This is a genomic window from Comamonas sp. (assembly GCF_036643215.1).
Lineage (GTDB): Bacteria > Pseudomonadota > Gammaproteobacteria > Burkholderiales > Burkholderiaceae_C > Comamonas.
Genome location: NZ_JAVXSJ010000007.1, coordinates 38,614 through 61,481 on the forward strand (window position 1 = coordinate 38,614; position 22,868 = coordinate 61,481).

Annotated in this window: 25 protein-coding genes; 12 read left to right on the forward strand and 13 right to left on the reverse strand. The window is 60.9% G+C overall.

The window, feature by feature from the left end:
- Positions 1–76: 76 nt before the first annotated feature.
- Positions 77–295: a hypothetical protein gene (locus RSF91_RS06900; protein ID WP_099740087.1), complete on the forward strand. Its 219-nt coding sequence runs from the start codon at positions 77–79 to the stop codon at positions 293–295.
- Between the two features lie 94 nt (positions 296–389).
- A complete protein-coding gene (locus RSF91_RS06905; protein ID WP_332567713.1) occupies positions 390–749 on the forward strand; it encodes a hypothetical protein in 360 nt (119 codons plus the stop codon).
- A gap of 43 nt (positions 750–792) precedes the next feature.
- Here RSF91_RS06905 and RSF91_RS06910 read toward each other — a convergent pair whose 3' ends face one another.
- Both RSF91_RS06910 and pyrE read right to left on the reverse strand, forming a co-directional pair.
- Complete coding sequence (locus RSF91_RS06910) at positions 793–1,464, reverse strand: DUF4124 domain-containing protein (RefSeq protein WP_332567714.1); 672 nt, start codon at positions 1,462–1,464, stop codon at positions 793–795.
- Positions 1,465–1,472: 8 nt separating this feature from the next.
- Positions 1,473–2,174 carry an orotate phosphoribosyltransferase gene (gene pyrE / locus RSF91_RS06915; protein WP_332567715.1) on the reverse strand — a complete coding sequence of 234 codons (702 nt, stop codon included), beginning with the start codon at positions 2,172–2,174 and terminating at the stop codon, positions 1,473–1,475.
- A gap of 10 nt (positions 2,175–2,184) precedes the next feature.
- Here pyrE and RSF91_RS06920 point away from each other — a divergent pair, with 10 nt between their 5' ends.
- Entirely contained in the window at positions 2,185–2,988 is an 804-nt protein-coding gene (locus tag RSF91_RS06920; RefSeq protein WP_332567716.1) for an exodeoxyribonuclease III, read from the forward strand.
- Positions 2,989–3,175: 187 nt separating this feature from the next.
- Positions 3,176–3,631 (forward strand): azurin, encoded by a 456-nt coding sequence (gene azu / locus RSF91_RS06925; protein WP_332567717.1) that lies wholly within the window; start codon positions 3,176–3,178, stop codon positions 3,629–3,631.
- Positions 3,632–3,792: 161 nt separating this feature from the next.
- On the opposite strand, the gene RSF91_RS06930 is transcribed toward azu, so the two are convergent.
- A complete protein-coding gene (locus tag RSF91_RS06930) occupies positions 3,793–4,248 on the reverse strand; it encodes an Lrp/AsnC family transcriptional regulator (RefSeq protein ID WP_332567718.1) in 456 nt (151 codons plus the stop codon).
- 105 nt (positions 4,249–4,353) lie between these two features.
- Between RSF91_RS06930 and RSF91_RS06935 the strand changes: the two genes are divergently transcribed.
- The gene (locus RSF91_RS06935; RefSeq protein WP_332567719.1) at positions 4,354–4,974 is read left to right on the forward strand and encodes a LysE family translocator; all 621 of its coding nucleotides are present in this window, start codon (positions 4,354–4,356) and stop codon (positions 4,972–4,974) included.
- Between the two features lie 110 nt (positions 4,975–5,084).
- On the opposite strand, the gene pntB is transcribed toward RSF91_RS06935, so the two are convergent.
- Positions 5,085–6,497, reverse strand: a complete 1,413-nt coding sequence (gene pntB / locus RSF91_RS06940) for a Re/Si-specific NAD(P)(+) transhydrogenase subunit beta (protein ID WP_332567720.1) — start codon at positions 6,495–6,497, stop codon at positions 5,085–5,087.
- A gap of 21 nt (positions 6,498–6,518) precedes the next feature.
- Entirely contained in the window at positions 6,519–8,132 is a 1,614-nt protein-coding gene (locus RSF91_RS06945) for a Re/Si-specific NAD(P)(+) transhydrogenase subunit alpha (RefSeq protein WP_332567721.1), read from the reverse strand.
- Positions 8,133–8,471: 339 nt separating this feature from the next.
- On the opposite strand from RSF91_RS06945, the gene RSF91_RS06950 reads away from it, so the two are divergent.
- From RSF91_RS06950 to RSF91_RS06960, 3 genes are all read left to right on the forward strand, one after another.
- Positions 8,472–9,110, forward strand: coding sequence for an MBL fold metallo-hydrolase (locus RSF91_RS06950; RefSeq protein ID WP_332567722.1), 639 nt, complete (start codon positions 8,472–8,474; stop codon positions 9,108–9,110).
- A 133-nt stretch (positions 9,111–9,243) separates the two neighbouring features.
- Positions 9,244–9,732: a hypothetical protein gene (locus RSF91_RS06955; protein ID WP_332567723.1), complete on the forward strand. Its 489-nt coding sequence runs from the start codon at positions 9,244–9,246 to the stop codon at positions 9,730–9,732.
- A 129-nt stretch (positions 9,733–9,861) separates the two neighbouring features.
- Positions 9,862–10,956, forward strand: a complete 1,095-nt coding sequence (locus RSF91_RS06960) for a hypothetical protein (RefSeq protein ID WP_332567724.1) — start codon at positions 9,862–9,864, stop codon at positions 10,954–10,956.
- Between the two features lie 6 nt (positions 10,957–10,962).
- Here the strand turns inward: RSF91_RS06960 and RSF91_RS06965 are convergent, their stop codons facing one another.
- Together RSF91_RS06965 and RSF91_RS06970 are read right to left on the reverse strand one after the other, a co-directional pair.
- Positions 10,963–11,604, reverse strand: coding sequence for a pseudouridine synthase (locus tag RSF91_RS06965; RefSeq protein ID WP_332567725.1), 642 nt, complete (start codon positions 11,602–11,604; stop codon positions 10,963–10,965).
- Positions 11,605–11,690: 86 nt separating this feature from the next.
- A complete protein-coding gene (locus RSF91_RS06970) occupies positions 11,691–12,605 on the reverse strand; it encodes a LysR family transcriptional regulator (RefSeq protein WP_332567726.1) in 915 nt (304 codons plus the stop codon).
- A gap of 76 nt (positions 12,606–12,681) precedes the next feature.
- Between RSF91_RS06970 and RSF91_RS06975 the strand changes: the two genes are divergently transcribed.
- From RSF91_RS06975 to RSF91_RS06985, 3 genes are all read left to right on the forward strand, one after another.
- The gene (locus tag RSF91_RS06975; RefSeq protein ID WP_332567727.1) at positions 12,682–13,158 is read left to right on the forward strand and encodes a CidA/LrgA family protein; all 477 of its coding nucleotides are present in this window, start codon (positions 12,682–12,684) and stop codon (positions 13,156–13,158) included.
- Positions 13,159–13,161: 3 nt separating this feature from the next.
- Positions 13,162–13,857 carry an LrgB family protein gene (locus RSF91_RS06980; RefSeq protein WP_332567728.1) on the forward strand — a complete coding sequence of 232 codons (696 nt, stop codon included), beginning with the start codon at positions 13,162–13,164 and terminating at the stop codon, positions 13,855–13,857.
- A gap of 268 nt (positions 13,858–14,125) precedes the next feature.
- Positions 14,126–14,470: a DUF4148 domain-containing protein gene (locus RSF91_RS06985; RefSeq protein ID WP_332567729.1), complete on the forward strand. Its 345-nt coding sequence runs from the start codon at positions 14,126–14,128 to the stop codon at positions 14,468–14,470.
- Between the two features lie 86 nt (positions 14,471–14,556).
- Here RSF91_RS06985 and RSF91_RS06990 read toward each other — a convergent pair whose 3' ends face one another.
- The 5 genes from RSF91_RS06990 to RSF91_RS07010 are packed head-to-tail and all read right to left on the reverse strand — an operon-like array spanning position 14,557 to position 20,219.
- Positions 14,557–16,011, reverse strand: coding sequence for an aldehyde dehydrogenase family protein (locus RSF91_RS06990; protein WP_332567730.1), 1,455 nt, complete (start codon positions 16,009–16,011; stop codon positions 14,557–14,559).
- A 10-nt stretch (positions 16,012–16,021) separates the two neighbouring features.
- On the reverse strand, positions 16,022–16,951 hold the full coding sequence (locus RSF91_RS06995) for a dihydrodipicolinate synthase family protein (RefSeq protein ID WP_332567731.1): 930 nt from the start codon (positions 16,949–16,951) through the stop codon (positions 16,022–16,024).
- An 11-nt stretch (positions 16,952–16,962) separates the two neighbouring features.
- On the reverse strand, positions 16,963–18,135 hold the full coding sequence (locus tag RSF91_RS07000; RefSeq protein ID WP_332567732.1) for an L-rhamnonate dehydratase: 1,173 nt from the start codon (positions 18,133–18,135) through the stop codon (positions 16,963–16,965).
- Between the two features lie 59 nt (positions 18,136–18,194).
- The gene (locus RSF91_RS07005) at positions 18,195–19,241 is read right to left on the reverse strand and encodes a 4-hydroxythreonine-4-phosphate dehydrogenase PdxA (RefSeq protein ID WP_332567733.1); all 1,047 of its coding nucleotides are present in this window, start codon (positions 19,239–19,241) and stop codon (positions 18,195–18,197) included.
- A gap of 3 nt (positions 19,242–19,244) precedes the next feature.
- Positions 19,245–20,219, reverse strand: coding sequence for a Bug family tripartite tricarboxylate transporter substrate binding protein (locus tag RSF91_RS07010; RefSeq protein WP_332567734.1), 975 nt, complete (start codon positions 20,217–20,219; stop codon positions 19,245–19,247).
- Positions 20,220–20,334: 115 nt separating this feature from the next.
- Between RSF91_RS07010 and RSF91_RS07015 the strand changes: the two genes are divergently transcribed.
- A complete protein-coding gene (locus RSF91_RS07015; RefSeq protein WP_332567735.1) occupies positions 20,335–21,306 on the forward strand; it encodes a LysR family transcriptional regulator in 972 nt (323 codons plus the stop codon).
- 86 nt (positions 21,307–21,392) lie between these two features.
- Here RSF91_RS07015 and RSF91_RS07020 read toward each other — a convergent pair whose 3' ends face one another.
- The gene (locus RSF91_RS07020; RefSeq protein WP_332567736.1) at positions 21,393–22,841 is read right to left on the reverse strand and encodes an aldehyde dehydrogenase family protein; all 1,449 of its coding nucleotides are present in this window, start codon (positions 22,839–22,841) and stop codon (positions 21,393–21,395) included.
- Positions 22,842–22,868 lie beyond the last annotated feature (27 nt).

The window sequence follows — 22,868 nt, forward strand, 5'->3', positions numbered from 1 at the left end:
TTCCTCTTGCCCTGCACGACTTGCTGGCTAAACTGTGGAACGTAGAGCTTTGATTGCCGAAAAAGGAGTTGCTGCCATGGACGCTGTGTTCACCCCCAACCTCGACAAGCTGCGCAATATCGTGCAAAGCTTTGGAGCCCATTCCTTCACCGCAACGCAAGTCGCTACAGAATACGAAGGCAGCGCTGCCAGCAGCGAATCCATCAAGACGTTTGAGGAGCTACTGGCCCGCCATGCCGCGGTGCTGGGCATTCAGCCCGTGCCAGGCAATCATGCAGTCTGGCTTGCTGCCTGAAAGCCCTGAAGAGCACTTCATGCATACCCACTTCGGTGGGTATTTTGTTTTCTGACGATGGGTATATCAAACAACTGGGCTAAAGTGCCGCGCCATGTCGCTGATTCCTCTTACCCTGTGGTTGCCGCTGTCTCTTTGCGCCTGTGTGCTGCTGGTGCTGTCCGCCATAGGCTGGCTGTGGCGCGCCGCTTTGCGCACGCCCACAGGCAGCCGTGACGGGCGCAATATGCGCACCATGGCCTCCATCGCCAGTGCTGGCATGCTGCTGTGGCTGGGTTACGGCCTGCTCACCAGTTACCGCACGCTATGGCAGGCCGATGCATTGATGCTGATGGCGCAAGCGCCGCTGCTGGTGCAAGCGCCTTTGATCGTCGGAGGTATCGCCTGGATTGCGGCCCTGCTGCTGGGCCGTGTGATGCTCATGCACAAAAGCAGCCTCGAGGATCAGGACTGAAGCGCGCCCTGTAGCGTCCCTCAGTAGCGCCCCAATCAGTGCATCAGTGCGAGCGCGGAGCCACCGGAGGCTGCTCGCTCCATAGCTTGCGCAGCTGCTGCAGCTCGGCATCAAAGCGCTGGTTGATGCGCTGCTTTTCTTCATCTTGCTGCTTGATGAAGCGCTGCTGATCGGCCTGCGTTTCGGTGTTGTCATCCAGCTGGCGGCGCAGATTGGCGGGCGCCTTCTTGGGATCGTTCTGGTAGAACTCCAGCTCGGTGTTGAGCTTGCGGCGGCGCTCTTTCAGCTCGACCTGTCGCTGCTGGGCCACGCCAATCACATCATCGACCTGGCCTGTGGCCTCGGCTCTGGCGGCATCATGCGCGGCCTGATTGGGGTAGCGAGCCAGTATGGCGCGATCCCGCGAGCGTTCTTCACGAATGCGCGCCTGATCCGCCTGCTCCTGGCGGCGCTTGGCGTCCAGCGCATTGCGCTCCTGCTCTGTCAGCGTAGGAGCGACACGGCGCAGCTCAACGCCGGTGTTGCCGAGCACACGCTGCTCACGGTCAATGCAAGAGGCAATGGGCCTGTCGGCAGTAATGCGCCGCCCATTGGCATCCGTGCAGGCGTAGATACCGCCGGTATTGGCTGGCGCCTGGGCGTAAGCGGGCATAGCCCCGGCCCAGACGGTAGCTACCACATACAAACCCAGTTTTGCATGTAACGCCTGCTTCATTTGCCTGTTTATTCCTTGTCGTCTACACCGTAACGCTGGCGATAGGCCAGCACGCGTTCGTGATGTTCACCACCGGCACCGCTGCCTTGCTGCTCAAGATAAAGCAACAAGTCTGCCAGCTTGGCAATCGCACAAACCTGCATACCCAGCTGGTTGCGCACATATTGCACAGCGCTGTGGGCCACGTCCTGACCGTTCTCGGTCGCCATTTCCTGGCGGTCCAGAGCAATCGCCACAGCATGGGGTTCGGCACCAGCGGCCTTGATGATAGCAATGGACTCGCGCGCAGCGGTGCCAGCCGACATCACATCATCAATGATGAGCACACGGCCTTTGAGGGGAGCGCCGACCAGCGTACCGCCTTCGCCGTGGTCCTTGGCTTCCTTGCGGTTGTAAGCAAAAGGCACGTTCTTGCCCTGACGCGCCAGCTCCACCGCCACGGTTGCGGCCAGAGGGATGCCCTTGTAGGCGGGGCCGAAGACCATATCAAACTCCATGCCGCTGGCCAGAATGGCTTTTGCATAGAATTCAGACAGAAGAGCCATCTTGGCCCCATCGTCGAACAGACCTGCATTGAAAAAGTACGGGCTCAGACGCCCGGCCTTGGTCTTGAACTCACCCAAACGCAGCACGCCCGAATCAACGGCAAACTGCACAAAATCCTGCGCCAGACGGTCTGCACCGTCCATTGGCTGCTTATCTACCACCATGGATTCATCCTTGTTCAAATTAACCAGCCTCAACCTCAACGGTATCCGCTCTGCAACGACCAAAGGCGTACACGCCTGGATCGAAGCCACTGCGCCGGATTGTATTTGCGTCCAGGAAATCAAGGCCCAGGCCCCGGATATGGCCGGGCGTTTCGAGGTGTTGGCCGGCATGAAGGGCTACTTCCAGTTTGCCGAAAAGAAGGGCTACTCAGGTGTGGGCATTTACACACGCCACGAACCCAGCGATGTCATCGTGGGCTTTGATGCGGAAGAGTTCGATGCCGAGGGCCGCTATGTCGAAGTTCGCTTTGACACGCCCAGCCGCAAGTTCTCCATCATCAGCTCTTACTTTCCCAGCGGTAGCTCAGGTGAAGAGCGCCAGGGGGCCAAGTTCCGCTTTCTGGCCAAGATGCATGCCCACCTGATGGCGCTCAAGTCCGAGCGTGAGTTCATTCTGTGTGGCGACATCAACATCGCCCACCAGCAGGCTGACCTGAAAAACTGGCGCGGCAACCAGAAAAACAGCGGTTTTACGCCCGAAGAGCGGGCGTGGATGACAAAGTTGTTGCACAAAACTGAAAGTACCGGCGGTCTGATTGACGTGTACCGCCAGTTACAGCCCGACACCACGGACGCCTGCTACACATGGTGGAGCAACCGCGGCCAGGCCTATGCAAACAACGTGGGGTGGCGTCTGGATTACCACCTGGCCACACCGACCACCGCCGCGCTGGCGCGTACCGAGTCGATCTACAAGGGCGAGAAGTTCTCAGACCACGCGCCCATCACCATTGGCTACGACATGGCGATCTGATTCTCACGCAGTGGGTGAACACGCACATGCATGCCGCAGCCCTTCAGCGCAAGGTGCAACTGTGCATCCCATGCGCGCATGAGTTGTACTGATCCAGCAGGCCAGGTTTTAGAAAAAATGAAACGTGGAGCCTTGGTGACGACAGCGCCATGTGGCTCCCGTTTTTATTTAGAAAAGGGAAATACCAATGAAGAAGATTCTGATGACCCTGGCCCTGTGTGCTGCTGGCGCTCTGAGCGCGCCCGCCATGGCGGCAGGCTGCGAAACCGTTGTGGAAAGCAACGATGCCATGCAGTTCAACGTCAAGAACATTGATGTGCCCAAGTCCTGCAAGAAATTCAGCGTGACGCTCAAGCATGTGGGCAAGATGCCCAAGACTGCCATGGGCCACAACATCGCGATCAGCACAGCTGCGGACATGCAAGCGGCCATCACCGACGGCATGGCCGCTGGTGCTGCGGCTGACTACGTGAAGGCTGGTGACGCTCGCGTGCTGGCACACTCCAAGGTCATCGGCGGCGGCGAAACCACCAAGATGGACATCGACGTGACCAAACTCAAGGCTGGCACCGACTACGTCTTCTTCTGCTCCTTCCCAGGCCACTCGGCTCTGATGAAGGGCACGCTCAAGCTGGGTTCCTGATCTCAGCACGCTATTGATAGAGAAGCTGCTAGCGCTTGATCTGCAATGTTTTTAGAGAGTTTTTATCTCAAAACATAGGCAGAACAAGCGATAGAAGATCTCATATCAGGAGCAGAAAAACGCTTTCAAAGCGCCGGTGACCCGCGTCACCGGCGCTTTTTTTATTCCATGGCCGAAGTCAGCGGACGGTTGGTCACCACATGCTTCATCACCAGCGTAGAGGTCATGCGCAAGACGCCGGGCAGGCGGGTCAGGCGCTCGTCGTACAGCCGCTGGTAGGCGGGCAGATCGCGCACCACGACTTGCAGCAGATAGTCCGGGTCACCAAACAGGCGCTGGGCCTGAATCACGCTGGGCAGCTGGGCCACGGCTTCCTCAAAGGCAGGCACGGACGTACTGTCCTTGAGCGTGACAAACACCAGCGACGAAAAATCCAGCCCCAGCGCCGCCGGGGCCAGCTCGGCCCGGTAGCCGCGGATGACGCCCGTCTCCTCCAGCGCCCGCACGCGGCGGTGGCAGGGCGACAGGCTCAGGCCCACCTGCTCGGCCAATTCGGTGACCGTGAGGCGGCCATCATTTTCCAGCGCAGCAAGAATTTTCCGGTCCAGCGAGTTCACGGGGTGATTTCTTCCAATTCAAAGCATCAATCAGGCGATTTATGAGAGCACATTCTCTCAGCACTTCCATATTCTCTCTGCATCAACGCTTTTCGAGGGAATACCGTGTCGTTCGCCGCTTTGACTGCATTCTGGGCCGTCTCCTTGCTTCTGGTTCTTACCCCCGGTGCGGACTGGGCTTACGCGATTTCAGCGGGCCTGCGCGGGCGCCGGCTGGTGCTGCCTGCCGTCATCGGCCTGGCCTGCGGCGCACTGCTGGCGACCTTGGCAGTGGCCGCCGGTGTGGGTGCGCTGGTGGCGCAGAGCCCTGCCCTGCTGACGGCGTTGACGGCGACCGGGGCGCTGTATCTGGCCTGGATGGGCATAGGCCTGTGGCGCAGCCCCGCCGCCATCAGCCACACCAGCGATGCGCAGCCGCAAGCACGGTGGCGCTGGACGGTGAAAGGCGCCAGCGTCAGCGGGCTCAACCCCAAACAGCTGTTGCTGCTGCTGGCCCTGCTCCCACAATTTGTGCGGCCCGATGACAGCTGGCCGGTGTCAGCGCAAATCATGGCGCTGGGCGCCGTTCATGCCGCCAGTTGCGCCGTGGTGTACTTTGGTGTGGGCTGGGGGTCGCAAAGGGTGTTGCGCACAAGGCCATCTGCCGCCTTGCTGGTGTCGCGCATTTCGGGCGCGCTGATGCTGGGCATTGCCACGCTGCTGCTGGTCGAAATCGCACTGCATTGATTGCACAAAAAGAAGAGCAGCTAGCGCCTGCCAATCAAGGGATTCAGATAGTTTTAAACCTGAAACCCTTGAAAGACTAACGCTAACCGCTCCTTTTTTAGGAAGATTTTTTAGCTCTTCAGTGCGACCAGTACTTCATCCAGCATCTTCTTGGCATCGCCAAACAGCATGCGGTTGTTTTCCTTGTAGAACAGCGGATTGTCCACACCGGCATAGCCCGATGCCATGGAACGCTTCATCACGATGGACTGCTTGGCCTTCCACACTTCCAGCACCGGCATGCCGGCGATGGGGCTGGTGGGGTCGTCCTGCGCAGCGGGGTTCACGATGTCGTTCGCGCCGATGACGATGGCGATATCGGTCTCGGGGAAGTCATCGTTGATCTCGTCCATCTCCATCACGATGTCGTAGGGCACCTTGGCTTCGGCCAACAGCACGTTCATGTGGCCGGGCATGCGGCCCGCCACGGGGTGAATGGCAAAGCGCACATTCACGCCCTGGCCGCGCAGCGTCTTGGTGATTTCGTTGACGGTGTGCTGGGCCTGCGCCACCGCCATGCCGTAGCCGGGAACGATGATGACGCTCTTGGCATCGCGCAGCATCTCGGCGGTCTCTTGTGCGCTCACGGGGGTCACTTCGCCTTGAGGTTCAGCCGCAGCGGCATCGCCCTTCTTGGCGGGTGTGCCGGAGCCGAAGCCGCCGGCAATCACGCTGATGAAGTTGCGGTTCATGGCCTGGCACATGATGTAGCTCAGGATGGCACCCGAGGAGCCCACCAGCGCGCCGGTCACGATCAGCAGATCATTGCCCAGCATGAAGCCGGTGGCCGCAGCCGCCCAGCCCGAATAGCTGTTGAGCATGGACACCACCACAGGCATGTCGGCACCGCCAATAGCCATGACCATGTGCACGCCAAACAGCAGGGCAATCACCGTCATCACGATCAGGGGCAGCATGCCGTCGGCAATGGTTTCAGCGCGCACAAACTCGCGGCCAAACCAGATCACCACCAGCAGCGCCAGCAGATTCATCCAGTGGCGACCTGGCAGCAGCAGGGGCTTGCCGCCGATCTTGCCATTGAGCTTGCCAAAGGCAATCAGCGAGCCGGAGAAAGTGACGGCACCGATCAAGATGCCGACGTAAATTTCCACCTCGTGAATGGCTTTTTCTGCGCCTGTCAGCTGGATGGAGGTATCCACATAGCTGGCAAAACCCACCAGGCAGGCGGCCAGACCGACCAGGCTGTGCATCAGCGCGACCAGCTCGGGCATCTGGGTCATCTTGACGACCTTGGCTGCGTACAGACCAATGCCGCCGCCGACAACCAGCGCGCCCACAATCCACGCCATGCCGTTAGGGCCGACGCGGGGGCCAAAGATGGTGGCCAGCACGGCCAGACCCATGCCGATCATGCCGAACAGATTGCCACGGCGTGAGGTTTCAGGGTTGGACAGCCCACCCAGACTGAGGATGAACAAGATAGCGGCGCCCAGGTAGGCCACCGTTGCGAGACTTTGGGACATGGTGTTTCTCTCTCGTTCTTCTTATTTCTGGAACATGGCCAGCATGCGGCGGGTCACGGCGAAGCCACCAAACATATTGACGGCCGTCAGCACCACGGCGGCAAACGCCAGCCAGCGGATCAGCTCATCAGGGCGGCCGGTGCCTGCCGTATCCGGCGGCGCAATCTGCACCAGCGCACCAATGGCGATGATGCTGGAGATGGCGTTGGTCACACTCATCAGCGGCGTGTGCAGCGCGGGCGTCACGTTCCACACCACCATGTAGCCGATGAAGCAGGCAAGCACAAAGACGGTGAAGTGGCCGAGGAAGGCCGCAGGCGCGTAAGCCCCAATCAGCCAGAAGACCGCAGCTGCCACCGCAAAGATGATGGCCAGCGTCTTGGCAGGCAGCGGGCCGCTGGAGCCATGACCGTGGCCGCCTTTTTTCTGCACCACAGGTGCTTCAGCGGGCTTGGCGGCAGGCTTGGGCGCTTGCGCAATGGGCGGCGCGGGCCAGGTGATTTCACCGTTCTTCACCACCGTGAGGCCGCGAATCGCGTCGTCTTCCATGTTGACCACGGCCACACCATCCTTGGCCTTGCACAGCTCTTCGGTCAGGCGCAGCAGGTTGTTGGCGTACAGGGTGGACGACTGCTTGGCCAGGCGCGATGCGAGGTCGGTGTAGCCGATGATGGTGACGCCATGGCGCACCACGGCTTGATCGGCCACGGTCAACTCGCAGTTACCGCCTTGCTCGGCAGCCATGTCCACGATCACGCTGCCGGGCTTCATGCTCTGCACCATCTCAGCCGTAATCAGCTTGGGCGCAGGCTTGCCGGGGATCAGGGCCGTGGTGATGATGATGTCCACATCCTTGGCCTGCTGCGCGTACATGGCGCGCTGCGCGGCCTGAAAGCCTTCGCTCATCACCTTGGCGTAACCACCGCCGCCAGCGCCGTCTTCTTCGTAATCGACCTTGACGAACTCGCCGCCCAGCGAGATGACCTGATCAGCCACTTCGGCCCGCGTATCGTTGGCGCGCACGATGGCACCCAGGTTCGCTGCTGTGCCAATCGCAGACAAACCAGCCACGCCAGCGCCCGCAATAAACACCTTGGCCGGGGGCACCTTGCCTGCGGCTGTGATCTGGCCGTTGAAGTAGCGGCCAAAAGCGTTGGCGGCTTCAATCACGGCGCGGTAGCCGGAGACACCGGCCATGGATGTCAGCGCATCCATCTTCTGGGCGCGCGACAAGGTGCGGGGCAGCGAATCAATCGCCAGCACCGTGACCTTCTTGGCGGCCAGTTGCTGCATCAGATCGGGGTTCTGGGCGGGCCAGATGAAGTCCAGCAAAATCTGGCCTTCGCGCATCAGCGCCACCTCTTCCGTGGTGGGCGGGCGCACCTTGAAGATGATGTCGGCAGCGGCCCAGACCGCAGCGGCGGTGGGCAACACTTCAGCGCCAGCTGCGCGGTAAGCGTCATCGCTGAAGTTGGCCGCATCGCCAGCACCGGATTCGACCGAGACCGAAAAGCCCAGCTTGATAAGTTTTTCGACCACTTCGGGCACGGTGGCCACGCGCTTTTCCAGCGGGAAGGTTTCCCGTGGGATGCCGATGCGCTGAGCGCTGGTCGACTGGTTGGCAGGGGTAGACATGAAAAGTCTCCTGGAGTTTGAAAACGGTTCTCCAGACGCTCACCCACCCCTAACCACTCCTCCAATTGGGAGGACAGTGCGTTACGCGGGCATGGATACGGCCTGAATGATCTTGAAACTGGGTCGGGCCGCTTCCCATGAAGCCATTACCCGTTGCCTTGCAGCACAAATACGTTAGCAGCACGCACCAAAATAGGGCACGCGCATTTTTGCTAGCTCAAATGAGGGATGACGCCAAAATCTGAATGGGCACTTTTGATGCCTCGGCTCTGCCGTGTCATGCTTGCGGGGTTCGCGTCGCGCGAGACTACGTCATCCCACGAAAAATACAAGTCACAGATGTTGCAATACCACACCGTTCCCGTCACCGCCTTCCAGCAAAACTGCTCCATCGTCTGGTGCGACCAGACCATGGACGCCGCCATCATTGACCCCGGCGGCGATATCGAGCAGATCGAATGGGAGGTCGAGCGCCTGGGCCTGAATCTCAAGGCGCTGTGGATTACCCATGCCCACATTGACCACGCAGGCGGCACCAGCGAGCTGGCGGCCAAGCACAACCTGCCCATCATCGGCCCGCACGAAGGCGACCAGTTCTGGATTGACGGCCTGCCCCAGCAAGGCGCGATGTTTGGCTTTCCACATGCAGATCCCTTTGTGCCCACACGCTGGCTGCATGACGGCGATACGGTGACGATTGGCCAGGAAACGCTGAACGTGCGCCACTGCCCCGGCCACACCCCCGGCCACGTGGTTTTCCACTCGGCACAGATTGACCGCGCCTTTGTGGGCGATGTGATTTTTGCCGGCAGCATTGGCCGCACCGACTTCCCCCAGGGCAACCATCAGCAGCTGATTGACTCCATCGTGCAGCGCCTGTGGCCCATGGGCGACCAGACAGTGTTCATCCCCGGCCACGGCCCCGAAAGCAGCTTTGGCCGCGAGCGCAAGGTGAACCCCTACGTCAGCGGCACCTGAGAAGCTTAAAAGCCGCTGAAGGCCAGCACCTGCACAGAATTTGACACTTGCCCTCTTGCAGACACAAAGCGGCTGGCGCAGCATGTGCCCGTCACTGCCTTGGTGACGTCGTTCCAACTCTGGGAGTTCTCACATGCACACTTCGTTGAAAGTCTGGCTGGCCTCGGCCTTGGTCTGCGGCTCATTTGCAAGCTTTGCTCAAACGCCTGCTGCAGGCGCTGCGCCTGCCGCTACACCTGCCGCAGCGGCCATGCAGAACTTTGTGTGCAAAGACGGCACCAGCGTCAGCGCGGCCAGCGCCAAAGGCACTTGCGCAGGTCATAAAGGCATAGATAAGGACGCCACGGCCAAGGCAAGCGCAGCACCGGCGGCACCTGCAGCCAAGGCTATGCCAGCCGCCGCCGCTCCGGCTGCTGCCCCTGCTGCCGCATCCAAGACCGCACCGGCAACCACCGCAGCGGCTGGCGGTGGCCCCGGCCAGGTCTGGGTGAATGAAGGCACAAAGATCTACCACTGCCAGGGCGACCGCTACTACGGCAAGACCAAGGCCGGCAAGTACATGAGCGAAGCCGCTGCCAAGGCAGCCGGCGCTCACGGAGCTAATAACAAGACCTGTTCCTGAACGACAGATTCAAACCTTTGCCCCCAAAGCGCCTGCAAAAGCAGGCGTTTTTTTAGGATCCGTTAAAACACACTCTTGCGCTCTTGCGCTTATGTATCAAGCGCTGCCTGCTATAGAAAAGGAAGATGAATGAACTGGATTGCCGGGATTGGCATGGTATTAGTGGCGCTGCTACTGATGTGGGCGTTTGCGGCGCTGTTCATCAGCATGGCGGCCGGGCTGATCGTCAGCGCCATCCTGTGGCTGCCCCTGCGCCAGTGGCGACGCAATCGACTGCTACGCGAGCTGGAGCAGAACCCCGCACTGGACTGGCAACAGGCGGCGCAGCAGAACACTGCCACGCACTATCTGCTGACGCTGCTGGTCATCTGGGCGGGTTGCGCGGCGGGTATGGTCACCTTTTTGCTGCTGCCCCGCGGCCTGTATTCGCCCGACATGCTATCGCTGGCTTCAGGCATTGCATTTGCGATTGCGCTGGGTGCCTTGATCAACACCACAGGCAATGTGCTGAGCACCCGCCAGCCAGCCCAGCAAGCCGCACAAACACGCGCGGCATGGGCACTGGCAGCCAGCTTTCTGGGCTTTATTTCCATGCCTTTGATGATGTTTGCATCGCCCCATGCGGCAGGCTGGATGGTCTTGCGCGAGGAGCTGCGCGGCTATGCCAGCACTCAGCTTGATATTGCGCTGAAGGTCGATGATGCAGAGCACCGCCAAGCCCTGCTGACGCTGGTGCAGCCACTGCTTGAGCAAGGTAGTCAGGTCTTCAGCCACCGCGCCAGCTCGCGCAGCGGCAGCAGCTACACCCTGCGTGCGGCCTTGCCTGCACGCTACCGCTTTCAGGCAGGCGTGCTGGAGCTGCGACTGGGCGGACTGATGGATGAAGCGCAGCTGCAGCGCCATCTGCAGCCGCTGGTGGCCGTTGTCGAAAACGAAAGCATTGACAGACTGCAGCTGGCTTATGCCCAATGCCTGCCTTCAGCGCAGGGGCTGGCGCGGCAGCGCTTTCTGGGTCAGGGCTCGCAGATGATGCAAGCCGTGCAGCAATGCGTGCACAGCCGCCAGACTGCGCTCAACGCTGCGCTGCCCCTGCTCAAGGGCAATCTGCAGCAGGTCGATTTTGGCTGGGATGTATTTCGCCCGTGGCTGAGCTGGCCCCGCTGGCAGACAGTAGATTTGCCTGAGGACGAAGACGAGCTGCTCAAGCTCGATACCCTGCGCTAAGCCGCCTCAGGCGGGCAGCACATCCACCCACTGGCCCGGCTCCAGCCCCTCGATGGAATAAGGCCCCACGGCCATGCGCACCAGCCGCAGCGTGGGGTGACCGATGGCCGCCGTCATGCGGCGCACCTGGCGGTTTTTGCCTTCGCGGATGATGAGTTCTATCCAGCAATCAGGAATGTTCTGGCGCACGCGAATGGGCGGGTTGCGCGGCCACATTTCAGGCTGCGGCGCTATCAGGCGGGCCTTGGCGGGCAAGGTCTTGCCGTCGTTCAGCTCCACCCCATCGCGCAGGCGCTGCAGCGCAGCTTCAGCGGGCGTGCCCTCAACCTGCACCCAATACGTTTTTTCCATCTTGTGGCGCGGGTCGGCAATGCGGGCCTGCAACTGGCCGTCATTGGTCAGCAGCAGCAGGCCTTCGCTGTCTGCATCCAGCCGGCCCGCCACGTACACGCCGGGCACATCAATCCAGTCTTTAAGGCCCTGCCATTTGCCCTCGGGCGTGAACTGGCTCAGCACGCCATAGGGCTTGTGAAAGCACAGCAGGCGAGGCACCTCGGGGCGGGGCGCGGGCTGGCGCACCACGTTGCTGCGGCGCGCCGTATTGGGCTTTGCGGTACTGGGGCGATTGGATGAAAACGGACGAGGCATAGTTCAGAAGCTTAGCGCCAGCGGCATAGGCCTGCGCTTTCAATCAAAAATCTTTGTAGCACTTACTGGATAAGCGCAAGCAGCTATCAATTTTGAAATTCAGGAACGGCCGCCCCCACCAGTGGCTGCGGATACACCTCTCGCACGCAGTCCAGCCAGGCCTGCGCGGCGCGCGACAGATAGCCGGGCCGCCACATCAGGGCCACATCCCAGGTGATCTCCGGCCCCACCAGCGGGCGGCTGGCCACGCGCTGCGGGTCGTAGCGCGCAATCACATGCTCAAACATCACACCCACGCCCACGTTGGCAGCGACAAGGTGACCGATAAAGTCCCAGTAACGCGTCTGCAGCTTGACCTGGGGCGTAAAGCCCGCTGCTTCGCACTGCTGCAGCACATGCTCGTGCAGGGCAAAGTCAGAGGTGTAGAGCACAAAGGGCAAGTCACGCAGATCGCTCCAGTGCATGGGCTCTTCAGGGTCGGTCACGCGGTTGGCGGGCAGCACCACGCGGGTTTTCTGGCGTGCCACCGTGTAGCGCTCCAGCGCCGGATCGGGCTCAGAGAACAGGCCCAGCGCCATGTCCAGCTTGCCTTCCTGAATCAACTGGTACTGGGCGCGTGCACCCTGCTCGTTGACCTGCAGGTTCACACCCGGATAGCGCTGCTGAAACAGCGCAATCACCGGTGCCATGTAGTGCCCGGCGGTAGGCATGATGCCCACGGACAAGTCGCCACGCGTGATGTTGTCCACCTCGGCCACCTGGCTGCGCAGCAACTGAGCCTGCTCAAGGATCTCCAGGCCCCGGTCGTACACCACCTGCCCGGCATCGGTCAGCTGCACGCCACGGCCTTCGCGCAGCAGCAACTGGCCGCCGAATTCGTCTTCCAGCGCCTTGACCATTTTGCTGATGGTGGGCTGGGTCACATGCAGGGCTTCAGCCGCACGGGTAAAGCCGTTCTGACGCACGACTTCAATGAAATAACGCAGGGCACGCAAGTCCATAGAGATTCCTTTTTTGCATGCAAAAAATGAGAATAAGTCATTTCAAGAATATGAGTGAAAACCCTAGAATTTACCCATGTCATCGATTTCCGAAGCGGCAGCCCCCAGCGCTCAGGGCAGCAGCCATCCCCTTCAGCAGACCCTTTGGCACATGGCCAAAGCCGTGCTGCAAGTCGCTTTTCTTAGCGCTATCTGGATTGCCATGGATGTGCTGCGCCAGCGTTTTGGCTGGAGCATGCCGGCCGGGCTGATCGGCTTTGCGCTTCTGGCTGTAGGTCTCTTCAGCGGCCTCATCAAAGCCCGCTGGCTGCAGACCGGCACCAACTGGCTGCTGGCCGAGATGCTGCTGTTCTTTGTGCCCGCCATGCTGGTGGTGACCGAGTATCCCGAGCTGATCCGCCATCAAGGCCTGCGCATTCTGGCCGTCATCGTGGCAAGCACCGCCTGCGTGATGGCCGTGACCGCACTGGCCGTGGACCACGTCTACCGCTTCGAGCTGTGGCTGGCGCGGCGCAAATCCAGCCGTGATGTTGCGGCGCAGGGCATGGAGTAAGCCATGCTCTCCAATGAAGTGCTTGGCGTGCTGTCACTGCTGGCCACCGTAGCCTGCTACGGGGTCAACAAGCGCCTGTACCGCAAGCACCCGCACCCGCTGCTGATGCCCATCGTCGCCACACCCATGGTGCTGATCGGCCTGTCCCTGCTCACCCACGTGAGCTACCCGCAGTACATCGCCCAGACGCACTGGCTGGTCTGGCTGCTGGGCCCCACCACCGTAGCCTTTGCCCTGCCGCTGCATGAGAACCGCGCCCTGCTGCGCAAGCACTGGATGTCGATTGCCACCGGTGTGCTGGTGGCCAGCGTGGTGTCCATTTCCACCACCATTGCGTTTGCCGAGGGCTTTGGCCTGTCCGAGGCGCTGCAAAAAGGTCTGGCCGTGCGCAGCATCACCACGCCGTTTGCGGTCGAGGCCGAAAAAGTGCTGGGCGGCCCCACCGATCTGGCCGCGCTGTTTGTGATGCTGACCGGCGTCAGCGCCATGCTGCTGGGCGAAACCGTGCTGCGCGTTCTGCCCCGCATTCGCAGCAAGCTTGCCACTGGCGCCAGCTGGGGCGGTGCCGCCCACGGCAGCGGCGTGGCCCGCGCCCGCCAATCAGGTGAGGTTCAGGCCGTGATGGCTTCGCTGGTGATGATGATTGCCGGTGCGCTGAACGTGATGGCAGCGCCTTGGGTGCGCCTGCTGTTTTTCTAAAGCAGGAGCTGTTTGCGTATATCAGGTCTGCGTTAGCGGCCGAAAACACCTAAATATTCAGAAAAAAGGCAGCGCTTCCTGCTCCAGAGGCGCTGCCTTTTTCATGGTCGCATCGAGATACTTTCCTGCGCTATGAAAACTGACAGGAATATCACCTCGCTGTCCTGATTCTGTTGGGCTCGGGTTTCTACGATGAAGCCATCTACTCACCCCATCGCCAAGGCATGAGGGAGTCAGGTCTTATCCACTTCCATCAGGAGATTGCGCCATGTCCCAACGTCATCTGTCCATTTCTTTACTGCTTGCCAATGCTGGCGCCGTGCTGGCCCTGGCTTTACCCGGCATGGCTTCTGCGGCCTACGAGCATCCGACCAACACTGAAGCAGGCGTTGTGGTGCATCCAGAGCATTTCATCAGCCAGAAAACGCGCGACCAGGTCAAGGCAGAGACAGAGGCCGCCATGCGAGAAGGTCGTCTGTCATATAGTGAAAGCAATTTCCCCATGCCTCCCGCCGTCAAAGGACCCGGTAAAACGCGCGAAGAAGTGCTCCGCGAACTGCGCAACGAAACGCCGGCAGAGCGTGAAGCTCGCAATCGAGCCATGGCCGGTTAATGGCTGCCCCCAAGGCCTAACTTGCAGGGGGCAAAAAAAGCACCGAATCCAGGCAAGGAAACGGTGCTTTTTGGCGTTGAGGAGAATCAGGCCAGGGTGTAGGCCGTCTTCACCGTGGTGTAGAACTCCTGGGCATAGCGGCCTTGCTCACGCGGGCCGTAGCTTGAGCCCTTGCGGCCGCCAAACGGCACGTGGTAGTCCACGCCTGCCGTGGGCAGGTTGACCAGCACCATGCCGGCCTGGCTGTGGCGCTTGAAGTGCGTGGCGTACTTAAGGCTGGTGGTGGCAATGCCAGCCGAGAGACCAAATTCCGTGTCATTGGCCACTGCCAGAGCTTCTTCGTAGCCGCTGACGCGGATCACGCTGGCCACGGGGCCGAAGACTTCCTCGCGATTGATGCGCATGCTGGGCGTGCTGTCTACCAGCAGTGCCGGCTGCATGAAGAAGCCTTGCTTGCCGCTGCCGGTGTGGCAGGCCACGCGGCCGCCGCCCGAAGCAAGTACTGCGCCTTCGGCCTGGGCGATTTCCACATAGCTCAGGTCCTGCTCCAGCTGGGCCTGGCTCACCACGGGGCCGATGTCGGTGCCGGCAGCACGCGCATCGCCGACCTTGATCTTTGCCATGCGGGCCTGCAGGGCTTCGACAAAGGCCGGGTAGATTTTGTCGGTGACGATGAGGCGGCTGGATGCTGTGCAACGCTGACCGGTGGAGTAAAAGCAGCTTTGTGCCGACAGCTCCACGGCCTGGGCCAGATCGGCATCGTCCAGCACCACTTGCGGATTTTTACCGCCCATTTCCAACTGCACTTTTTTGCCCGAGGCCACGCAGGCCGCCGCAATGCCATGGCCCACACCGACCGAGCCGGTGAAGCTGATGGCCGCAATGCCGGGATGCTGCACCAGGGCTTCGCCAATCACACGGCCACGACCCATGACCAGATTGAACACGCCTGCGGGAATACCGCTGCGCTGGATGATGTCGGCCAGGGCCCAGGCGCTGCCGGGTACCAGGTCGGCGGGCTTCAAGACCACGCAGTTACCAAAGGCCAGGGCCGGGGCAATCTTCCAGGCAGGAATGGCGATGGGGAAGTTCCACGGCGTGATCAGGCCCACCACACCGATAGGCTCACGCGTAATCTCCACGCCGATTCCGGGGCGAACCGAAGGCAAGGTCTCGCCCGCAAGGCGCAGGCATTCACCGGCAAAAAACTTGAAGATCTGACCGGCACGTGCCACTTCGCCAATGCCTTCGGCGCGGGTCTTACCTTCTTCGCGGGCCAGCAGATCGCCGAGTTCTTCCTTGCGGGCCAGAATCTCGTTGCCGATCTTGTCCAGCGCGTCGGAGCGGGCCTGGATGCCCGAGGTGGACCAGGCAGGGAAAACGGCCGTGGCTGCGGCAACAGCCGCTTCCACATCCGAGGCATCACCTTGAGCGTATTCGCCGATGACATCGGACAGATCGCTGGGGTTGGTGTTGGTGTTGGGGGCGTAGCTTTTGCCAGCCGTCCATTGGCCGGCAATCAGATTGTCAAAGCGTGGCATCACAACCCTTTTAGCGTGCCCAGCGCAGAACCAGCGGGTCCAAGCGACGGGCAATATCCAGCAACTGACGGCGCACCTCGGGGTGCAGTGCAGGCCATGGCGCGCGTGGTGCATCGCAGGCAATCACGCCGCCTGCTTTCATCAGCGCCTTGGCGGCCAGAAATCCGGCCTGGCGGTTCTCGTGGTTGATCAACGGCAGCCAGCGCTGGTATTGCTCGAAAGCCTTGTCTTTGTCGCCGTTGCGGTGGGCTTCGATGATCGGGCGAATGCCGTCGGCAAAACCACCGCCGGTCATGGCACCCGTGGCACCGGCCTCCAGGTCGGCCAGCAGGGTGATGCCCTCCTCGCCATCCCAGGGGCCTTCGATGGCTTCGCCGCCCAGGGCAATCAATTCGCGCAGTTTGTTGGCCGCGCCGGCGGTTTCCATCTTGAAGTAGCTGACCTGGGCTATCTCCTTGGCCATGCGGGCCAGGAAGGCCGGTGGCAGCGGCGTGCCTGCGGCCGGGGCGTCCTGGATCATGATGGGAATATCGATGGCATCGGACACGCCCTGGAAGAAGGCCTGAACCTGCGGCTCACCGAAGCGGAACGTTGCGCCGTGGTAGGGCGGCATCACCATCACCATGGCCGCACCCATGTCTTGCGCGCGGCGGCTGCGGGCAGCGCAGATGGCAGTGCTGGTGTGGGTGGTGGTGACGATCACCGGCACGCGGCCCGCCACATGTTCCAGCACGAGGCGGGTGAGAATTTCACGCTCCTCATCGGCCAGCAGAAACTGCTCGGAGTAGTTGGCCAGAATGCACAGGCCGTCCACGCCGGAGTCAATCATGAAGTCCACGCAACGGCGTTGGCTGACCAGGTCCAGCGTGCCGTCTTCGTTGAAGGTGGTGGGAACGACGGGGTAGATGCCGCGATAGCGGGGATTGGAAAGTCCGGGCATGGTGCGGCTCCTTATTCAATGATGTCGAACTGGTCGAGGTACTCGGTCTTGAGCGAGAGGCCCAGGCCCGGTACATCGTCCCGGAGTTGCAGGAAACCATTGTCGGCAATCGGTTCGCCGTCGAAGATGTACCAGAACAGCTCGTTGCCCACTTCCACATCGAAGATGGGAAAGTACTCGGCCATGGGCGAGGCGATCGTGCTCATGGTCAGGTGGTAGTTGTGCATCTGGCCGGCGTGCGGGATCACGGGTACGGAGTAGGCCTCGCACAGCGCGTTGATCTTGTGTGCGGCCGTGATGCCGCCCACGCGGTTGGTGTCGTACTGCACGACGCTAACCGCCCTTTTGTCCAGCAGTTGCTTGAAACCGTACAGGCTGAATTCATGCTCGCCGCCCGAGATCGGAATGATGTTCATATTGTTCAGCTCGGCGTAGCCGTCGATGTCGTCGGCAATCACGGGCTCCTCGAGCCAGCGGGGCTCGAACTTGGCCAGCTTGGGCAGCATGCGTTTGGCGTATTCGAGGTTCCAGCCCATATAGCACTCCAGCATCAGGTCGTTGTCATAGCCGATGACTTCGCGGATGGCTTCGACCGACTTGAGGTTCTCCTTCACGCCCTGCTGCAAATGGGCCGGACCGTAGCCAAAGCGCATCTTGAAGGCAGTGAAACCCTGGTCCATAAATTTCTGTGCCTCGTCCTGCATTTCCTTGAGGTCGGTGCGATAGAGCTTGCTGTAGTAGCAAGGGATTTTTTCCTTGGTGCGGCCGCCCAGCAGCTTGAACACGGGCTTGTTCACGCTCTTGCCCAGAATGTCCCAGATCGCCAGATCCACGGCCGAGATCGCCGCCATGGTTACGCCCTTGCGGCCCCAGGCATGGGTGGCGCGGTACATGCGCTGCCACAGGTATTCGTAGTCCCAGGGGTCCTGACCAATGACCAGCGGCGCCAGGTATTCGTCAATGATGGCCTTGGCGATTTTCGGTGCCAGTGCCACGTTGCCAATACCGACGATGCCGTCATCGGTTTCGATCTCGACCACGGTCCAAGAATGGAAACGGAAGGTGCTCATGGACTCGGTGTTGGAATACACCAGATCCATGGCGTTGGAGCAGAAGTTGCCCTGGGGCGGAACGGTTTTACCCTTCCACTGGAAGACACGGGCGCGGACAGACTTGATCTTCATAAAGACCTCTACAAAAAATGTGTACAAGACAAGTGACTGCGGTCACCTGCGGGAGTCGGTCAGGCCGTGGCCTGTTGTTTGCTGCGGTGAGCCGTTCCCATGCGAGCAGCAATCTGCAGCGCCTGCCAGGTGGCTTCGACATTGGCGCGGCCCTGACCGGCAATGTCATAGGCCGTGCCGTGGGCCGGAGTCGTGATGGGGATAGGCAGGCCGCCCTGCACCGTCACCCCGCGCGAGAAGCCCAGCAGCTTGATCGCGATCTGGCCCTGGTCGTGGTACATGGTCACGATGGCCTGGTACTCACCAGCTAAGGCCTTCAGAAAGATGGTGTCGGCCGGAAACGGACCATGGAAAGGCGCATCGCTGGGCCAGTCGCGGGCCTGCAAGGCTTGCACGGCCGGAGCGATGATGTCGATCTCCTCCCGGCCGCAGGTGCCGCCGTCACCGTTGTGCGGATTGAAGCCGGCAATCGCCACCTTTGGGGCTTCGATGCCGCTGGCGCGCAAGGCCTTGTAGATCAGCTCGGCGGCCTGAGCGATACGCTCCACGCTCAGGTAGCTGGCGACATCCTTGAGCGGCACATGCGAGGAGATGCGTGAGGTCCACAGATCGCCCAGCGTGTTGAATTCACAGAAGTAGCCATCGGCCCCTAGGTACTCGGCAAAGTGGTGCAGCTCGTCCTCATGGCGCAGGCCGCCCATCTTCATGGCCTGCTTGTTCAGGGGTGCGAAGCAGATGGCATCAATGTCACCCGCCAGCGCCGCATCCATGCAGCGGTTGAGTACCTGCAGCACCGATTTCCCGCCCGCTGCACCGACCCGGCCTAGCACCACATCGGTGGACGAAACCGTCTCCATGGCGATGAAGGCGGGCAGGCGGGCGTCGTTGCGGTGGCGCACCTCGACCAGGTTCTGCGCGGGTACGGTAGCAACCTGTACGCCGGCAATTCGCTGGCCTTGTTCCCACAGCCAGGCATCGCCGATCAGCACCAAATTGGCCTGCTGCGTGGCTTCGGGTTTGGCCAGCAGGCGCGCGATGAGTTCTGCACCTATGCCTGCAGGATCGCCCAGAGTCAAGGCGACGACGGGAAGGGAAGCGGTAACCATGATTCAGTCCAGCTTGATGTTGTTCTTGCGAATGATGTCGCCGAAGCGCTTGTATTCGGCCAGGTGGAAGGTGGCGAAGTCAGTCTGGGCCATGGGGCGCAGCTCTGCACCCACGGCTTCCAGACGGTTTTTTGTCTCGGGCATGGCAATGACCTTATTGACCTCGTCATGTACTTTCTGCTGCACCGACTTTGGTGTGGAGGCCGGCATGTAGATGCCGTACCAGGCACTGATTTCTACGCTGGCCAGACCCGCTTCTGCCATGGTGGGCACCTGGGGCAACTGCGCATTACGTTGGGGCGAGGTGACAGCCAAGGCACGCAGCTTTCCAGCTTTGATCTGGCCGATCACCGAGGGCATGGTGTCAAAGCTCATTTGCACCTGGCCGCTGACCAGATCGACCAGAGCAGCCGCGCTGCCTTTGTAAGGGACATGGGTGATTTCAATACCCGCAGCGTCCTTGAAAACCTCGGCCGCAATATGCTGCGTGCTGCCGGTACCGCTGCTGGCAAAGTTGATGTGCTTGGGGTTCTTCTTGGCCATACTGACCAACTCCGCCACCGCGTTGGCGGGGACCGAATTCCCCACCACCAGCACATTGGGCACCGAGCCGACGAAGGCCACGGGAATCAGATCCTTGTTGTTGTCGTAGCCCAGCTTGAGCAGGTGCGGGGCAATGGCATGGGCCGTGACCACGCCCATCACCATGGTGTGACCGTCGGTAGATTTTGCGGTGATGTCTACGGCCATTGTGTTCGAAACACCGGGGCGGTTTTCTACCACCACGGGCTGCTTGAGCAGTGGCGCCAACCGATCGGCTACGGCGCGGGCCATGGCGTCCGTGCCGCCGCCCGGGGCAGACCCAACCAGCATGCGCACCTGTCTGGTAGGCCAGTTGCTCGACTCCTGGGCCTGGACTTGCCAGGACAGCAGGAAAGTACCGCACAAGGCGGCTGAAAGCAGATTGCGTCTATGCATGGTTGTCTCCTGTGTTTTTTATCTCATCGCACCCCGATCCTAGGGAGAGCTCTGATATACGTAAATTGAAAGTTATTGATAAATCGATAACCTGAAGGAATCAGCAAGCAAAACCATGGGTTCAATTGACAAACAGAACAACACTCCACAGCTTTTGAATCGCTTGCGCATGCGCCAGGTGGCTCTGATGCTGGCGATTGAGGAGCGACAAACACTGCGGGCTGCGGCGGCGGTGTTGGGATTAACGCAGCCTGCGGCCACCAAGATGCTGCATGAACTGGAGAATGCTCTGGGGCAGCCCTTGTTCGAGCGGGTGGGGCGCCGCTTGCAACGCAATGAAGCTGGTGAACGGGTTTTGGCGTACTTTCACTCGCTGCGCGGCAACATCGAAGCGTTGAATCGTGAGCTTGGTGAGCTGCGCCACGGCAGTGCCGGGCGTCTGGTGATTGGTAGCATCATGGCCGCATCGCCGGGGCGACTGACCCAGGCTTTGCTGGAGCTCAAGAAGGAGCTGCCGTTGCTGGAGGTTGAGGTAGCGGTAGATACCAGTGACCGCTTGCTGGCGCAGCTGCAGGAAGGGGTGCTGGAGGTGGTGCTGGGCCGCATGACGACGGCTGCGGGAGAGAACTGCACCTTCCGTGTGATTGATGATGAGAGCCTGGCGGTCATCGTAAGCAATGAGCATCCGTTACGACGGGCGCAGCCAATCACGTTTCAAGCCTTGCAGGCCTATAGCTGGGTGCTGCAACCCCCGGGCAGTCCTATGCGAACCTTGATCGAGCAGGAGTTCAGAGAGAACTGCAGTCCCTTGCCAAGAGGGCTGATCGAGACGGGCTCCATTCTGACCACGATGAATCTGGTGCGTAGCTCCGATATGGTGGGCGTGATCCCGCAGACTGTGGCCGCAATTAATGCTGCACATGGCATGTTGCATATCCTTCCCTACCGGATGCGACGCAAGCTGGAGGCATATGGAAGCTTGGTGCGAAAAGATCGTCCCATCAGTCGTGCAGCACAGCGTTTTCTGGAGCTGCTACACCGCCCGGGTGGTGTACCCGTCGAGTCGGAAAAGCGCCCCAAGAAATAGATGCTTGTCTGAAAAAAACCGTCAGACATGGGCCTAAAAAAACCGGGTTCAAGGCCCGGTCAAAGAGAAAAGGAAATGGTGTCAAATCAGGCTAGGGTGTAAGCCGTTTTCACCGTGGTGTAGAACTCCTGGGCATAGCGGCCCTGCTCACGCGGACCGTAGCTCGAGCCCTTGCGGCCACCAAACGGCACGTGGTAGTCCACGCCCGCCGTGGGCAGATTGACCATCACCATACCGGCCTGGCTATGGCGCTTGAAATGGGTGGCGTACTTGAGGCTGGTGGTGGCAATGCCAGCCGACAGGCCAAATTCCGTGTCATTGGCCACGGCCAGGGCTTCCTCGTAGTCGCTCACGCGGATCACGCTGGCCACGGGGCCGAAGACTTCTTCGCGGTTGATGCGCATGCTGGGCGTGCTGTCTACCAGCAGCGCCGGTTGCATGAAGAAGCCTTGCTTTTCGCTTCCGGTATGACAAGCCACGCGACCACCGCCCGAAGCAAGTACAGCACCTTCGGCCTTGGCAATTTCCACATAAGACAGGTCTTGCTCCAGCTGTGCCTGGCTGACAACGGGGCCGATGTCGGTGCCTGCGGCACGGGCATCGCCGACCTTGATTTTTGCCATGCGGGCCTGCAGAGCTTCGACAAAGGCCGGGTAGATTTTGTCGGTGACGATGAGACGGCTGGACGCCGTGCAGCGCTGGCCGGTGGAGTAAAAGCAGCTTTGCGCCGACAGCTCTACGGCCTGGTTCAGGTCAGCATCATCCAGCACGATCTGGGGGTTCTTGCCGCCCATTTCCAGCTGCACTTTTTTGCCCGAGGCCACGCAGGCGGCCGCAATGCCACGACCCACGCCCACCGAGCCGGTAAAGCTGATGGCCGCAATGCCGGGGTGTTGTACCAAGGCTTCGCCAATCACACGGCCACGGCCCATGACCAGATTGAACACACCGGCGGGAATGCCGCTGCGCTGGATGATGTCGGCCAGCGCCCAGGCGCTGCCGGGCACCAGATCGGCGGGCTTCAAGACCACGCAGTTGCCAAAAGCCAGGGCCGGCGCAATCTTCCAGGCCGGAATGGCGATGGGGAAGTTCCAGGGGGTGATCAGGCCGACCACGCCGACGGGTTCGCGGGTGATTTCCACACCGATGCCGGGGCGCACCGAAGGCAGGGTTTCGCCCGCAAGACGCAGGCATTCACCAGCAAAGAACTTGAAGATCTGACCGGCACGGGCCACTTCGCCAATGCCTTCGGCGCGGGTCTTACCTTCTTCGCGGGCCAGCAGATCGCCCAGCTCTTCCTTGCGGGCCAGTATCTCGGAGCCAATTTTGTCCAGCGCGTCAGAACGGGCCTGGATGCCGCTGACCGACCAGGCTGGAAAAGCGGCTGCGGCTGCGGCAACGGCCGCTTCCACATCCGAGGCGTCACCCTGAGCGTATTCGCCGATGACATCGGATAGATCGCTGGGGTTGGTGTTGGGGGCGTAGTTTTTGCCTTCGACCCACTGGCCGTTGATGAGGTTGTCGTAGCGGGACATGAAGTTCTCCGTAAGAAAAAGAGGAAC

What these genes read in the sequence shown, in the direction of transcription:
- RSF91_RS06900 (WP_099740087.1), top strand. Translation starts at nt 77, where the DNA reads ATGGACGCTGTGTTCACCCCCAACCTCGACAAGCTGCGCAATATCGTG.
- RSF91_RS06905 (WP_332567713.1), top strand. Translation starts at nt 390, where the DNA reads ATGTCGCTGATTCCTCTTACCCTGTGGTTGCCGCTGTCTCTTTGCGCC.
- RSF91_RS06910 (WP_332567714.1), bottom strand. Translation starts at nt 1,464, where the DNA reads ATGAAGCAGGCGTTACATGCAAAACTGGGTTTGTATGTGGTAGCTACC.
- pyrE (WP_332567715.1), bottom strand. Translation starts at nt 2,174, where the DNA reads ATGGTGGTAGATAAGCAGCCAATGGACGGTGCAGACCGTCTGGCGCAG.
- azu (WP_332567717.1), top strand. Translation starts at nt 3,176, where the DNA reads ATGAAGAAGATTCTGATGACCCTGGCCCTGTGTGCTGCTGGCGCTCTG.
- pntB (WP_332567720.1), bottom strand. Translation starts at nt 6,497, where the DNA reads ATGTCCCAAAGTCTCGCAACGGTGGCCTACCTGGGCGCCGCTATCTTG.
- RSF91_RS06945 (WP_332567721.1), bottom strand. Translation starts at nt 8,132, where the DNA reads ATGTCTACCCCTGCCAACCAGTCGACCAGCGCTCAGCGCATCGGCATC.
- RSF91_RS06950 (WP_332567722.1), top strand. Translation starts at nt 8,472, where the DNA reads ATGTTGCAATACCACACCGTTCCCGTCACCGCCTTCCAGCAAAACTGC.
- RSF91_RS06955 (WP_332567723.1), top strand. Translation starts at nt 9,244, where the DNA reads ATGCACACTTCGTTGAAAGTCTGGCTGGCCTCGGCCTTGGTCTGCGGC.
- RSF91_RS06960 (WP_332567724.1), top strand. Translation starts at nt 9,862, where the DNA reads ATGAACTGGATTGCCGGGATTGGCATGGTATTAGTGGCGCTGCTACTG.
- RSF91_RS06965 (WP_332567725.1), bottom strand. Translation starts at nt 11,604, where the DNA reads ATGCCTCGTCCGTTTTCATCCAATCGCCCCAGTACCGCAAAGCCCAAT.
- RSF91_RS06970 (WP_332567726.1), bottom strand. Translation starts at nt 12,605, where the DNA reads ATGGACTTGCGTGCCCTGCGTTATTTCATTGAAGTCGTGCGTCAGAAC.
- RSF91_RS06975 (WP_332567727.1), top strand. Translation starts at nt 12,682, where the DNA reads ATGTCATCGATTTCCGAAGCGGCAGCCCCCAGCGCTCAGGGCAGCAGC.
- RSF91_RS06980 (WP_332567728.1), top strand. Translation starts at nt 13,162, where the DNA reads ATGCTCTCCAATGAAGTGCTTGGCGTGCTGTCACTGCTGGCCACCGTA.
- RSF91_RS06985 (WP_332567729.1), top strand. Translation starts at nt 14,126, where the DNA reads ATGTCCCAACGTCATCTGTCCATTTCTTTACTGCTTGCCAATGCTGGC.
- RSF91_RS06990 (WP_332567730.1), bottom strand. Translation starts at nt 16,011, where the DNA reads ATGCCACGCTTTGACAATCTGATTGCCGGCCAATGGACGGCTGGCAAA.
- RSF91_RS06995 (WP_332567731.1), bottom strand. Translation starts at nt 16,951, where the DNA reads ATGCCCGGACTTTCCAATCCCCGCTATCGCGGCATCTACCCCGTCGTT.
- RSF91_RS07000 (WP_332567732.1), bottom strand. Translation starts at nt 18,135, where the DNA reads ATGAAGATCAAGTCTGTCCGCGCCCGTGTCTTCCAGTGGAAGGGTAAA.
- RSF91_RS07005 (WP_332567733.1), bottom strand. Translation starts at nt 19,241, where the DNA reads ATGGTTACCGCTTCCCTTCCCGTCGTCGCCTTGACTCTGGGCGATCCT.
- RSF91_RS07010 (WP_332567734.1), bottom strand. Translation starts at nt 20,219, where the DNA reads ATGCATAGACGCAATCTGCTTTCAGCCGCCTTGTGCGGTACTTTCCTG.
- RSF91_RS07015 (WP_332567735.1), top strand. Translation starts at nt 20,335, where the DNA reads ATGGGTTCAATTGACAAACAGAACAACACTCCACAGCTTTTGAATCGC.
- RSF91_RS07020 (WP_332567736.1), bottom strand. Translation starts at nt 22,841, where the DNA reads ATGTCCCGCTACGACAACCTCATCAACGGCCAGTGGGTCGAAGGCAAA.